Origin of the sequence: Microbispora sp. CSR-4 (assembly GCF_008033685.1) — a bacterium.
Lineage (GTDB): Bacteria > Actinomycetota > Actinomycetes > Streptosporangiales > Streptosporangiaceae > Microbispora.
The window spans coordinates 69,905-82,466 of the sequence record NZ_VJVX01000027.1 but is presented as its reverse complement, the minus strand read 5'-3'; the positions used below and the strand labels follow the sequence as shown (position 1 = coordinate 82,466).

At 70.1% G+C, this 12,562-nt stretch carries 11 protein-coding genes; 6 read left to right on the top strand and 5 right to left on the bottom strand.

What is annotated here, in order from left to right:
- Window positions 1–33 precede the first annotated feature (33 nt).
- The 3 genes from FLV34_RS20785 to FLV34_RS20775 are packed head-to-tail and all read right to left on the bottom strand — an operon-like array spanning window position 34 to window position 3,619.
- The gene (locus FLV34_RS20785) at window positions 34–1,710 is read right to left on the bottom strand and encodes an extracellular solute-binding protein (RefSeq protein WP_147943833.1); all 1,677 of its coding nucleotides are present in this window, start codon (window positions 1,708–1,710) and stop codon (window positions 34–36) included.
- A 44-nt stretch (window positions 1,711–1,754) separates the two neighbouring features.
- Entirely contained in the window at window positions 1,755–2,648 is an 894-nt protein-coding gene (locus tag FLV34_RS20780; protein ID WP_142650815.1) for a carbohydrate ABC transporter permease, read from the bottom strand.
- Complete coding sequence (locus FLV34_RS20775) at window positions 2,645–3,619, bottom strand: sugar ABC transporter permease (RefSeq protein ID WP_142650816.1); 975 nt, start codon at window positions 3,617–3,619, stop codon at window positions 2,645–2,647. Before FLV34_RS20775 ends, FLV34_RS20780 begins: the two co-directional genes overlap by 4 nt.
- 178 nt (window positions 3,620–3,797) lie before the next feature.
- Here FLV34_RS20775 and FLV34_RS20770 point away from each other — a divergent pair, with 178 nt between their 5' ends.
- From FLV34_RS20770 to FLV34_RS20750, 5 genes are all read left to right on the top strand, one after another.
- Window positions 3,798–5,435 carry a beta-N-acetylhexosaminidase gene (locus tag FLV34_RS20770; protein WP_261985851.1) on the top strand — a complete coding sequence of 546 codons (1,638 nt, stop codon included), beginning with the start codon at window positions 3,798–3,800 and terminating at the stop codon, window positions 5,433–5,435.
- 65 nt (window positions 5,436–5,500) lie between these two features.
- The gene (locus FLV34_RS20765) at window positions 5,501–6,892 is read left to right on the top strand and encodes a GH1 family beta-glucosidase (protein WP_147943832.1); all 1,392 of its coding nucleotides are present in this window, start codon (window positions 5,501–5,503) and stop codon (window positions 6,890–6,892) included.
- Window positions 6,889–8,610, top strand: coding sequence for a glycoside hydrolase family 9 protein (locus FLV34_RS20760; RefSeq protein WP_142650818.1), 1,722 nt, complete (start codon window positions 6,889–6,891; stop codon window positions 8,608–8,610). The genes FLV34_RS20765 and FLV34_RS20760 overlap by 4 nt, the downstream gene beginning before the upstream one ends.
- Before the next feature lie 51 nt (window positions 8,611–8,661).
- Window positions 8,662–9,231 (top strand): GNAT family N-acetyltransferase, encoded by a 570-nt coding sequence (locus FLV34_RS20755; protein WP_147943831.1) that lies wholly within the window; start codon window positions 8,662–8,664, stop codon window positions 9,229–9,231.
- 132 nt (window positions 9,232–9,363) lie between these two features.
- The gene (locus tag FLV34_RS20750) at window positions 9,364–10,419 is read left to right on the top strand and encodes a YbhN family protein (RefSeq protein WP_142650820.1); all 1,056 of its coding nucleotides are present in this window, start codon (window positions 9,364–9,366) and stop codon (window positions 10,417–10,419) included.
- A gap of 2 nt (window positions 10,420–10,421) precedes the next feature.
- Here FLV34_RS20750 and FLV34_RS20745 read toward each other — a convergent pair whose 3' ends face one another.
- Both FLV34_RS20745 and FLV34_RS20740 read right to left on the bottom strand, forming a co-directional pair.
- Entirely contained in the window at window positions 10,422–11,063 is a 642-nt protein-coding gene (locus FLV34_RS20745) for a TetR family transcriptional regulator (RefSeq protein ID WP_147943843.1), read from the bottom strand.
- Between the two features lie 130 nt (window positions 11,064–11,193).
- Window positions 11,194–11,685: a DUF1707 domain-containing protein gene (locus FLV34_RS20740; protein WP_222709569.1), complete on the bottom strand. Its 492-nt coding sequence runs from the start codon at window positions 11,683–11,685 to the stop codon at window positions 11,194–11,196.
- A gap of 125 nt (window positions 11,686–11,810) precedes the next feature.
- On the opposite strand from FLV34_RS20740, the gene FLV34_RS20735 reads away from it, so the two are divergent.
- The gene (locus tag FLV34_RS20735; protein WP_187280678.1) at window positions 11,811–12,542 is read left to right on the top strand and encodes a TetR/AcrR family transcriptional regulator; all 732 of its coding nucleotides are present in this window, start codon (window positions 11,811–11,813) and stop codon (window positions 12,540–12,542) included.
- Window positions 12,543–12,562 lie beyond the last annotated feature (20 nt).

Here is a 12,562-nt window from a genome sequence, read left to right as displayed (position 1 = left end):
GATTCCTTCGGTTGTCCTGACGGCCGGGATCGCCTAGCCGGCCAGCGTGGCCGCCTCGGCGTACTCCTTGGCCATGCGGTCGCCGCCGGCGACCTTCCACTTCTGCACCGCCGACGTCAGGCTGGAGGCGGGCTCCCGGCCGAGGAACACCGCGGTGATCGCGTCCTGCATCTGCTGCTCCAGCGACGAGCCCTTGGTGTTGAAGGTCTCGGAGTAGAGGTGCTGCGCGGGGTTGTCGAGGAGCATCGGCACGGCCTTCTGCTGCCACTCGTAGTTCAGCTTGTCCACGCCGGGAGCGCCCTGCGGGTCGCACAGCACCTGCGGGCCGCCCACGATGTAGGCCAGGCCGAGGTCCTGCTCGCGCTGTCCGCGGGTCGTGAGCACGGCGACGCCGTCCTTGACCGTGTAGTCGACGCCCTCGACCCCGTAGCTCATGATGAACGACTCGCGGGAGCCGAACGGCGCGGCGATGTAGTCGAGGACCCGGAGGAACATGTCGATCCGGTTCTTGTCGGTGGTCTTCTTGATCATCGTCATGGCGTACGCGCCGCCGCCGGTCCAGTGGACGCCCTTACCGCCGTCCTTGCCGAAGGGCACCATGATGTCGAAGACCACGTCCTTGTCGTCGGCCACGATGCCGACCGCGCGGTTGCCGTCCCAGAGCATCGCCAGCTTGCCGCCCCGGAACATCGAGTCGCGCTGGGTCTTGTTGTTCATCAGCGTCGGGGTGTCGGGGTGGAAGCAGCCGCTCTTGTAGAGGTCGGCGAGCTCCGCCATGGCCGGGATGAACGCCTCGTGCTCGTAGGCCGAGACGAAGGTGCCGTCGCTGCGCTTGGTCCACTTGTTCGGGACTCCGAACATCATCATCATGAAGTCGGCGATGTTGCTGCCGAACGCGTAGACGCCCGCCTTGGGGTTGGTGACGGCCTTGGCGAGGTCCTTGAACTCCTGGAGGTTCGTCGGATTCGGGTTGGCGCCCGCGGCCTCGATGACGTCGGTCTTCGTGTAGATCTGCGAGGTGAAGACGGGGTCCGACTTGGGCACGCCGTAGATGCGGCCGTTGAGGTAGCCGTTGAGCCAGGCGTAGTTCTGGATGCCGGCGAGGTTCGGATACTTCTTCACCGCGTCTCCCGAGAGGAACTCGCTCAGGTCGGTGAACTGCGCCTCGGCGAGCTGCGGCAGGCGGGAGACGTTCATGTACATCGGGACGGAGACGAACTCGGGCAGATCATCACCGGCGACCAGGGCGGGGAACTTCGTCTGGAAGCTGTCGAACGGCACCTGGAGGGGCTTGACGTTGAGGTTCAGCTCCTTGTTGAGGAGCTGCCAGTAGGGGCTCTCGCTCACCGGCGGCGACGGCTGGCCGTACGTCATGATCAGCACGTTGAAGTCGCTGCCGTCGCCGACCTGCCCGTTGACCGTACGCGGCCCGTCCATGGGGAAGGACGCGTAGACGTCCATGACGCCCTGCGCGTTGCCCTCGAGCAGGGGCTTCGGCTTGACCGGCGGCACGTACGTCGGCAGCGGCACCGCCTTGGCCGCGCCGGACGAGGCGGCTCCGCCGCCACCGGCCTCCGAGCCGGAACCGCAGGCCGCGAGCACGCCGCTCATCGGGACGAGCGCGGCGGCCAGACCGGCGCCCCTCAGCAGGCTCCTGCGGCTGACGCCCTCGTTCGAGGCCGAGAATCCGGATCGATTTCTGATCCCCATGATCTGTTCCTTTGTTTTCTGATGGGAGGTGTCGGAACGCGGGCTTATCCCTTGATGGCCCCGGTGAGCATTCCCTTCGACATGTGCTTCGTCAGGAAGGGATAGACCAGCAGGATCGGCACCGTGGCGATCGCCACGAGGGCCATCTGGACGGACTGGGCGGGTGGCGCCACATATCCGGGAATGGCGGCCGCGTTCGAGGTGACGTTGTTCTGCAGCACGAATGTCCGCATCACGAGCTGGAGCGGCCACATCTGGGTGTCGTTCAGATAGAGCAGCGGGCTGAAATAGTTGTTCCAGTAGCCGACGGCGAGGAAAAGGCCGACGACGGCGATGACGGCTTTCGACAGGGGCAGCACGACGGACCACAGGATCCGCCATTCACCCGCGCCGTCCATTCGCGCGGCGTCGAAGAGCTCCTTCGGAATTCCTTGGATGAAGCCCCGGACGATGACGATATTGAAGGCGCTCACCGCACCGGGGATGATCAGCGACCAGTAGGTGTTGAGCATGCCGAGCTGCTTCACCATGAGATAGACCGGAATCATCCCCGGGCCGAAGAGCAGGGTGAGCAGCACGAACGACAGCAGGCCCCGCTGGAAGAGCGAGCCCCTCCGGCTCAGGCCGTACGCCGCGAGCACCGTGCAGAAGAGGCTGAACGCGGTGCCCACGGCGGTCACGCAGACGCTGATGACGATCGACCTGGCGACCTGGGTGCCGTTGAAGATCTGGTAGTAGGCGTCGAACGAGATCTGCGTGGGCCACACGACGTAGCCGCCGTTCGCGTCGATCTCCTGCTTGGTCGCCAGGCTCGTCGAGACGACGACGAGGAACGGGAAGATCACGACCGCGCTGATCAGCACGAGGGCCAGCGCCTTGAGCGCGAGGGCGACGGGCTTCGGTTTGCCGAGCCAGACGGGCCGGCCGGGGTGGCTCATCGCTTGTACACACCTTCCTCACCGAACCGATGGGCGATCTTGTTCGCCGCGAGGACGAGAAAGAGACTGACGACGCCCTTGAGGAGGCCTGCCGCGGTCGCGGTGCCCCAGCTCCCGTCGACGACGCCGTTGTAGTAGACGAAGGTGTCGAGCACCTCGGCCGCTCCCGGGCCGACCGCGTCGCGTTGCAGCAGGATCTGCTCGAACCCGACCGTCAGGGCGTCACCCAGCCGCAGGATGAGCATCAGCACGATGATCGGCCGCATCCCCGGCAGCGTGACGTGCCAGAACCTGCGCCAGGCGCCGGCGCCGTCCATCGCCGCGGACTCGTAGAGAGCGGGGTCGATGGCCGCGATGGCGGCGAGGAAGATGATCGTCCCCCAGCCGGCGTCCTTCCAGATGGACTGGGTGGTCAGCAGCAGCTTGAACGTGTCGGGGTTCGACATCACGTCGAACGGCGAGAGGCCGTGCGTTATGAGGAACCGGTTGATCACCCCCGCGCCCCCGAGGACCTGCTGGAACAGCGCGACGATGATCACCCAGGAGAGGAAGTGGGGCAGGTAGATCACCGACTGGACGAACCTCTTCGCCGCCGGCAGCGCCACGGTGTTCAGGAGCACCGCCAGCAGGATGGGGACCGGAAAGAAAAGCGCCAGCTGCAGGAACGTGATCTGCACGGTGTTCCACACGGCGGTCCAGAACGACGGGTCGGAGAACAGCGCCGTGAAGTTGTCCCAGCCCACCCAGTCTGATCCGGTGAACCCGAGAAACGGGACATAGTCCATGAATGCGATCACGCTTCCCAGAAGCGGGATGTACGTGAACAGCAGGAGCACGATCGCGGCGGGCGCGACCATCACAAGCAGTGGGGCGTCCCGCCATAAGCGTGCGAGAAACGGCGTCTTCTGTTGGGCCGGCCGCGTTTCCCCGCCTTCTGCGAGCGCACGAGGCAATGCCTGCTTGACCGTCATGGGCACCTCTAATCGAGCTGCGTGGATCGCCGTCGCCTCGGTGCGACATGGGCAGATACCAGCGAAGTACCGGGAAGATACCACTTGCACCAAATCAAGACAAGAAGTACCTTCGCGGTCACATGCTGGTGCGCCGGCATCTTCGGACTTCGGACGGACCGACCCGACGGGACACGCTTTGGACCCCTATTCCGCGCTTCTTCCCCGACCCCGGCAAGCCCTTTCACGCCCGGGAAAATGCCTGCTCAACGCGGGTGTGGCAGTCAAGGTCGCGGGGTCGCCCGCGACCGAGGCGCTGGTGAGGAGGTTCGTCTCGGGACTGCCGCTGCCCGCCCCCGGGCCCGAGGGCGATCCAGCTAATACCACTCAGACCACTTGGGTTTCCGTGACCGAGACCGACGACGCCCCGGGCGCGTACCGGCTGGAGGTCACCGAGTCGGGCGTGGACATCCGCGCCGGCGGCTTCGAGGGCGCCGCCGGCGCGCTGACGACGCTCCGGCAGCTAATGCCCGTCCAGGCGTGGCGGCGCGAGTGGGCGGGCGACGCCGGCGGCTGGGCCGTGCCGTGCGGCACGGTGGCGGACCACCCGGCGTACGAGTGGCGCGGGGCCATGCTCGACGTGGCCCGCCACTTCTTCCCCAAGCAGACCGTGCTGCGCTACGTCGACCTGCTCGCGGCGCACCGCTTCAACCGCCTGCACCTGCACCTGTCGGACGACCAGGGATGGCGTGTGGAGAGCCGCCGCCACCCGCGCCTGCACGAGGTGGGGAGCTGGCGTCCGCTGACCCGGCTCGGCCCCGACGGCGTCGCGGACGGCACCCCGCACGGCGGCTACTACACGCTCGACGACCTCGCCGAGATCTCGGCGTACGCACGCGCCCGGGGGATCACGATCGTCCCGGAGATCGACGTGCCGGGGCACACCTCCGCGCTGCGCGCGGCCTATCCGGAGCTGGGCCGTCCCGGCCAGGAGCAGGCCGTGCTCGACACCGTCTGGGCGGGCGGCTCGTCCATCAGCCCCACCCGCCCGGTCGTCGCGTTCCTCCAGGACGTCCTGGAGGAGATCCTCGACGTGGTCGACACGCCGTACGTGCACCTCGGCGGGGACGAGTGCGACATGAGGTGGTGGGCGGACGACCCCGCGATCGCCGCGGAGATGGCCGAGCACGGATACACCGACGTGAAGCAGATGCACGGCCACTTCCTCCGCACCCTCGGCGGGTTCCTCGCCACCCGCGGCGTACGCATGGTCGTGTGGGACGAGGGCTTCGTGACCGGGGGCGTGCTGCCGGACACCATCGTCATGGCGTGGCGCGGGCACGAGGTGGCGGGCCGGGCCGCGGCGTCGCAGGACGTCGTCCGTACGCCGCTGTTCCCCACGTATTTCAACTTCGACCAGTCGGACCTGCCCGAGGAGCCCCGCTCGGAGGGCGGCCCGATCACGCTCCGCGACGTCGCGGACTTCGAGCCCGCTCCCTCCGAGTGGCCGGAGGAGCTGCGCGGGCGGGTTCTCGGCGGCCAGTTCCAGATCTGGACCGAGTGGGTGCCCAGCGAGCGGCGCCTCGACTACCTGGCCTTCCCGCGCGCGTGCGCCCTCGCCGAGGTGCTGTGGAACGGGCAGGTCGACGACTTCGCGGACTTCGAGCGGCGGCTCGCCGTCCACCTCGAACGGCTCGACGCGATGGGCGTCGGCTATCGCCCGCTCGCGGGGCCGCACCCCTGGCAGACCGGCGGCACGGGGGTCTGGCGGCGCTCCGGGCCCGGGCGGATCGAGGAGACCAAGAAGTGGGTGGAGTCCGTCTCCCGCGAGCCCTGACCGGGGTCTGACAGACTCCCTGGTCAAGACCCGGAAACTCCTATTGCGAATGGAAATGTGACCTGATGACGCAGAATGCGAACTTCCTGTGGGGCACGGCCACCTCGTCGTACCAGATCGAGGGCGCGGTGAGCGAGGACGGGCGCACCCCGTCCATCTGGGACACCTTCTGCGCGACCCCCGGCACGGTGGCGGACGGCGACACCGGCGCCGTCGCGTGCGACCACTACCACCGCATGCCCGAGGACGTGGCGCTCATGGCCGAGCTCGGGATGGACGTCTATCGCTTCTCCCTCGCCTGGCCCCGCGTGCAGCCGGACGGCACCGGCCCGGGCAACCCCGCGGGCATCGCCTTCTACGACCGTCTCGTCGACGAGCTGCTCGACAAGGGCATCCGCCCGTGGGTGACGCTCTACCACTGGGATCTTCCCCAGGCGCTGGAGGACGCGGGAGGCTGGCCGAGCCGCGACACCGCGTATCGCTTCGCCGACTACGCGGCCATCGCGTACGACGCGCTGGGCGACCGGGTGGACCAGTGGACGACCCTGAACGAGCCGTGGTGCTCGGCCTACCTCGGCTACATCACCGGCCGGCACGCCCCGGGCCGCCAGGACGCCCGCGCGGGCATGGCCGCCCTCCACCACCTGCTGCTGGGGCACGGGCTGGCGGCGCGGGTGATCCGCGAGAAGGCGGCGGCGAGCGGCCGCTCCGACCGGCTCGAAGTGGGCATCACGCTCAACCTCGGCCCCAAGGTGCCCGCGAGCGACTCCCCCGCCGACGTCGCCGCCGCCCGCTGGGCGGACGGGTGGGACAACCGGCTCTACCTCGACCCGCTGATCCGGGGCGAGTATCCGGCCGACATCGCCGACAAGCTCGCCGAGCTGGGCTGCCCGCTCCCGGTGCGGGACGGCGACCTCACGGTGATCTCGGAGCCGCTCGACGTGCTCGGCGTCAACTACTACTCCTCGCACATGATCCAGGCCGGGCCGGTGGGACAGAACGGCTGGCCGTCGCCGGTCGTCGTGCGCCGCGACGTCCCGCGCACCGCGATGGACTGGGAGGTCACCCCCGCCGCGCTCACGGACCTGCTGCTGCGCCTCGAACGGGAGTATCACGGCCCGGCCTGGTACATCACCGAGAACGGCGCGGCGTACGCCGACGTGGCCGACGAGAACGGCTACGTGGACGACGTCGAGCGGGCGGAGTATCTGCGCACGCACATCGACGCGGTGCTGGAGGCCCGGGCGCAGGGCGCCGACGTCCGCGGCTACTTCGCCTGGTCGCTGCTCGACAACTTCGAGTGGTCGTACGGCTATGACCGCAGGTTCGGCATCGTCCGGGTCGACTACGACACACAGAAGCGGACGCCGAAGCGCTCCGCGCGCTACTACGCCGAGCGCGTCGCCGCCGAGAAGGAGAAGGCCGCGAAGGAGAAGGCGGAGAAGGGCCGGGCGTGATCACCGTTCTCACCAGCCACCTCGGCTACAACACCGGGAGCACGAAGAAGGCCGTCGTGCTCCTGCGTGGCCGGGTGGCCGTCGAGGGTGCCGTTCTCGTCGACGAGGAGGACGGCACCCGGACCACGCTCGCCGTGGGCCCGGAGGAACGGGTCGACGGCTGGTCCCTCGGCACGTTCCGGCGCGTCGACTTCAGCCGGGTGCGCACCGAGGGGCGTTATCGGGTGGAGGTGGTCACGCCCGACGGGGTGCACGCCGGCGAGCCGTTCGTCATCGGCACGCGGCGGGTGCAGCACATGACGCTGTCGGACACCCTCTACTACTTCAAGGCGGTGCGGTCGAGCGGCGAGATCGACCGCAAGGACCGGCACGCACGGTTCTACCAGGACGACTCGGGCCGTACGGTCGACGCGCGCGGCGGGTGGCTGGACGCCTCAGGCGACCACAGCAAGTTCCTCAGCCATCTCAACTACACCCGCATGATGAACCCCCAGCAGACGCCGCTGTGCGCCTGGGCGTTCATGGCCGCCCGCGACCGGCTCGCCGCGCACCATCCGGAGCTGTCGCGCAGCCTGGGCGCGCGCATGCGCGACGAGGGCCTCCACGGCGCGGACTTCCTGGTGCGCTTCCAGTCCGAGGAGGGCTACTTCTACACGGCCATCTTCGACGCGCTGACGAAGGATCTGGACGAGCGGGTGATCAACGCGCCGCTGCAGGACAGCGTCAGGACGACCCGCTGGCAGGCCGCCTACCGCCAGGGCGGAGGCATGGCCATCGCGGCGCTCGCCCGCGCCGCGACGCTCGACGACCACGGCGACTTCACTCCCGGGGAGTATCTGGCCGCCGCCCACCGCGGGTTCGCCCACCTGGAGGAGCACAACCTCGACTACCTCTACGACCGCACGGAGTCGGTCATCGACGACTACTGCGCGCTCATGGCCGCCACCGAGCTCGGCCGGGCCGCGCGCGTCGTGTCCGGCGCGCCCGATCCGGCGGCGTACGAGAAGGCCGCGCTGCGGCGCGCGGAGTCGCTCATCGGCCGCTACACCGACACCGGCATGGGCTTCGGCTACCTGAAGGGAGACGTGGAGGGCAGGCCGTTCTTCCACGCGGCGGAGGCCGGTCTCCCCGCGGTGGCCCTCATGCGGTTCGCCGAGACATACGACGGCCGCGCGCTCGCCGGTCAGGCACGCGCCACGGCGCTCGCGCTGATGCGCGACGCGGCGCACCTGGCCGACGAGGTGCCGAACCCCTTCGGCTACGCCCGGCAGTACGTGCAGCCGGCCGGCCGGCCGCCGCGTACGGCCTTCTTCTATCCGCACGACAACGAGACCGGCTATTGGTGGCAGGGCGAGAACGCCGCGATCTGCTCCCTCGCGTACGCGGCACTGCTCGCGGCCGAGCTCCCCGAGTGCGACCCCGCCCTGCGCGACCGGCTGCTCCGGCTGGCGGACGACCAGGTGCACTGGGTGATGGGGCTGAACCCCTTCGACGCCTCGATGATCCAGGGCAGGGGCCGCAACAACGTCGAATATTCCACGGTGTTCCAGAACGTGCCCGGAGGCATCCTCAACGGGGTGACCAGCGGCTTCGACGACGAGCACGACATCGCGTTCATGCCGGACGAACACCGTGAGACCGGTCATTCATGGCGCTGGGCCGAGCAGTGGATCCCGCACAGCGCGTGGTTCCTGCTCGCCGTCTCGGCGCTCGGTTAGGAGGCGGCCATCACGATCATCCGTCCGTTCCGGCCGTTCGACCTGCCGGGCATGTATCGGGTGTGCCTGCGGACCGGCGACTCCGGCAGGGACGCCACCGGGCTCTACCACGACCCGGATCTGCTCGCGCACGTCTACGCCGGGCCGTACCCGGTCGCGGATCCCGCGCTCACGTTCGTCGCCGCCGACGAGGGCGGCGTCCTCGGCTACATCGTCGCGACCGCCGACACGTTCGCGTTCGAGACCTGGCTGGAGGAGAACTGGTGGCCCGCGCTGCGGGAGCGCTATCCGATCGAGCTGGCCACCGATCCGGCGGACGGCAGCCAGGACTGGCAGCGCGTCGCCCACATCCACCGGTCGCGGCCCCGGCACGACGAGCTGTACGACCGCTATCCGGCGCATCTGCACATCGACATCCTGCCCAGGGGCCAGGGCGCCGGGCTCGGCAGGCGGCTGATGACCACCCTGCTCGACGCGCTGCGGGCACGGCGGGTGCCCGGCCTGCACCTGGGCGTGGGCAGCGGCAACCCGGGCGCGTACGCGTTCTATCGGGCGATGGGCTTCACGGAGGAACGCCGGGGCGACTGGGGTTCCATCATGGTGATGGACCTCCGCGAGTGACCGGACGACCGGCCCGTCCGGGCCGGTCACGGGGTAGGAGCCGCCCCGGAGCTGGGCAAACCGCGATGCTAACCTAAGTCAGTCGCTTTAAACGCGCATTACGCCCCGCCCGCGCAACGGAAGAATCCGCGCATGTCCCCTGTCTCCGTCACCCATACAGCGCGCCGGCTCAGAGGCGTCGCCGCGGTCGCCGTGGCGGGGGTGGCGCTGTTCGCGCTCAGGGACCGGATCCCCGATCCGGACGCGGTCTGGGCCTCGATACAGGGGGTGAACCTCGGCTGGCTGGCCGTCGCCGTGCTCGCCGAGGCCCTCTCGATGCGGCTCTTCGCGGCGCTGCTGCGCCGTCTGCTCAGGAGCGGGGGCGTCAGGCTCACCACTCCGCGCTCGATGGCCGTCACGTACGCCCGCAACGCCGTGTCGAGCTCCCTGCCCGCCGGACCGGTGCTCTCGGTCGCCTTCACCATCCGCGAGCTCGGCCGGCTCGGCGCGTCCACGTCGCTGTCGGCCGCGACGCTCGCGCTCAGCGCCGTCTATTCGACCACCACCTTCGCCCTGCTGGGGCTGGTCGCGCTGCTGGGCGGCGACGCGACCCGGATGCCCGCGCTGATCGCGCTGGCCGCCGCCGCGACGGCCGTCTTCGCACTGGTGCGGCTGCGCCGGCGGCGGCACGGCGCACACCGTCGCGACCCACACCGGCGCGACCCACACCGGCGCGACCCACACCGGCGCCGCGCCTGCCGGATCCTCTCGGCCGGCGACGCGATCAGGCCGACCGGCAGAGACCGGCTGGTCCTCGTCGTCCTGGCGCTGGCCAACTGGCTTCTCGACGTGGCCTGCCTGGCCGCCGTGTGCGCGGCCGCGGGAGTCGGGCTCGGGCCCCACACCGTGCTGCTCGGCTACGTCGCGGGCAAGATCGCTGCGACGGTCGCGTTCATCCCCGGCGGGCTCGGCGTCACCGAGCTCGGCATGGCCGCCACGTTCGTCGGAGCGGGCACCACCGGCACCATGGCGGCGGCCGTCGTGGCGCTCTATCGGCTGATCTCCTACTGGGCCGTGCTCGCCGTCGGCTGGATCGCCTGGCTGCTGCTGCGCGACGCGGTCCGGGCCCGCCTGGCCGCGGCCGGACGGTGGCTGCTCGGCGTCGCCGGGTGCGGTGACGACAAGACGGGCATGCGCCCGGCGAGGTGAGGCTACGGGTCGCCGGAAACGGGCGCCAGCCACAGCCCGACGAGCGCGTCGATCAGTCCGGTCGCCGTGTCGTTCCAGCTCGGCCGCGGCGTGGACGCGCCTTTGGCGAGAGCGCGCTCGCGTTCGGCGCACACGTGTGTGATCAGATGCCACGCCATGTCGCCGCGCTCCGCCCGGACGCCGGCGGGCAGCTCGGGCAGGCAGCGGTGGAACCCGGCCATCACCTTGCGCAGTGAGCCCTGCGTCTCCTCGGCGATGATCGCGCGCAGCGAGGGATCGGTCACCACTTGGGCGATGAAGCGGGCACACCAGGTCGGAGTGCCCTGGGCGGCCAGATGCTCGGTGACCGGGCGGACCAGGCAGGCCACCCAGTCGCGTACGTCGGCGGAGTCGCCGATGCCGGCCAGCATCCGCTCGCGTATCCGGTCGACCGGCTCGGCGTGCCTGCGGGCGATCGCGCGCACGAGATCGGCCTTGGTGCCGAAGTGGTAGCCGACCGCGGCGTTGTTGCCCTGCCCCGCCGCCTCGCTGACCTGGCGGTTGGACACGGCGGACACGCCGTGCTCCGCGAACAGCCGCTCCGCCGCCGACAGGATCCGCTCACGGGTCGCACCGACCCGTTCGGCTCGCACCTTCCCGGCCATCCTCACCCGGCCATCCTGGACACGGCCATCCTCACCACCGCACCGGAACCGCTGCGCGGTTCACCGAACGAAAGGCCACCCGGCCCGGTGCAAGTTCATCCATGCCGGCGAGGTAAGTCAAGCAGTTGAATTAAAACGCCTCGCGGCGCTCGCGAGCACGGGTGGCCAGCGTCACGGGTACGGCGTGGCCCAGCACGCCGACGCCCCAGCCCAGGACGGGCCAGATCGGCCACGGATACCAGGAGCCGGTCGACCGGCCGACGACGAGCCAGACGGCCACCATGAGGAGCGACGTGCCGGCATAGACGCCGGCGTGGATGCGCACCCCGAGCCTGGCCGCCCTGGCCTTCCGGGCCGGGCCGCGCGCCCGGTCCCTCGACGTACGCAGCCGGGGCGGCAGGTCGGCGAGGAGCGCGTCGAGCTCGGCGTGGTGCCGCGCGCGGGTGGCGAGGCCGAGGCGCTCGTCGAACTCCTCCTTGGTCAGATAGCCGGCGCCGTACGCGTCGGCGAGCAGCTCGACCGCGTGGTCGCGGTCCGCCGCGCCGGCCCGGGGAGAGGCGGCGGGTGTGGCAGCGGGGGCGGCGGGCCTGGAGCGCAGCGTGGTGCCGGAGTAGGTGGTCAAGGGAGCCTCCAGGGGTCGGGCGGGCAATCACCGCGAATGTCGATAACCGAAGCGTCGCACAGACGCACTAGCGAATGCAATACGCTACAGTTAACATGTGTAAACAAAAGAAGGGAGACAGGCCCATGGAGGCGACCTCGACGACCGGTCCTTCACGACGTCAGAGGGTGCGCGACGCCACGCTGCGGGAGCTGATCTCGGTCAGCCGCGAGATCCTGACGACCCAGGGCGTCGAAGCGCTGACGATCCGGGCGGTCGCCCGGGAGATGGGGATGACCCCGCCCGGGGTCTACCGCTACTTCGACAGCCACCGCGCCCTCCTCGACGCGGTCATCCTGGCGATCCTGGACGAGCTCACCGAGTTCGTCGCCGCCGCCGTGGCCGAGGTGGACGAGGCCGACACGGCGGGCAGGCTCGTGACCGCCAGCAGGGCGCTGCGGCGCTGGGGGGTCGAGCACCCCCGGGAGTTCCACCTCTCCCTGGTCGTCTCCCCGCCGGAGGAGGAGAACCCGACGGTCCGCCGGGCGCGAGGCCAGGTGGGCAGGCTGTTCGGCGAGATCTTCGCCGGAGTCTGGCGCGACTACGGCAACGCATCCCCCGCGGCCTGGCCCCGCGAGCCCCGGATCGAGCCGCTGGCCGAACGGCTCGTGCGGATCCTGGAGATCACGATGCCCTCCACGGCGGCCGCGGCCGCCTTCACCCGCTGCTGGATGCGGCTCTACGGCATGGTCTGCCTGGAGTCGCTCGGCCTCCCACGGATCGTCGGCGACGAGGAGGGCGACCTGTTCGAGGCGGAGCTGGCCGAGCTCTCACGGACGCTCGGCCTTCCCGAGGCCGCCCTGCGCACCGGCCGCTGACGTCCATCCCACCCCCCACA

Coding starts and splice junctions, on each gene's coding strand:
- FLV34_RS20750 (WP_142650820.1), top strand. CDS start 9,364: ATGTCCCCTGTCTCCGTCACCCATACAGCGCGCCGGCTCAGAGGCGTC.
- FLV34_RS20785 (WP_147943833.1), bottom strand. CDS start 1,710: ATGGGGATCAGAAATCGATCCGGATTCTCGGCCTCGAACGAGGGCGTC.
- FLV34_RS20735 (WP_187280678.1), top strand. CDS start 11,811: ATGGAGGCGACCTCGACGACCGGTCCTTCACGACGTCAGAGGGTGCGC.
- FLV34_RS20755 (WP_147943831.1), top strand. CDS start 8,662: ATGTATCGGGTGTGCCTGCGGACCGGCGACTCCGGCAGGGACGCCACC.
- FLV34_RS20745 (WP_147943843.1), bottom strand. CDS start 11,063: ATGGCCGGGAAGGTGCGAGCCGAACGGGTCGGTGCGACCCGTGAGCGG.
- FLV34_RS20775 (WP_142650816.1), bottom strand. CDS start 3,619: ATGACGGTCAAGCAGGCATTGCCTCGTGCGCTCGCAGAAGGCGGGGAA.
- FLV34_RS20765 (WP_147943832.1), top strand. CDS start 5,501: ATGACGCAGAATGCGAACTTCCTGTGGGGCACGGCCACCTCGTCGTAC.
- FLV34_RS20780 (WP_142650815.1), bottom strand. CDS start 2,648: ATGAGCCACCCCGGCCGGCCCGTCTGGCTCGGCAAACCGAAGCCCGTC.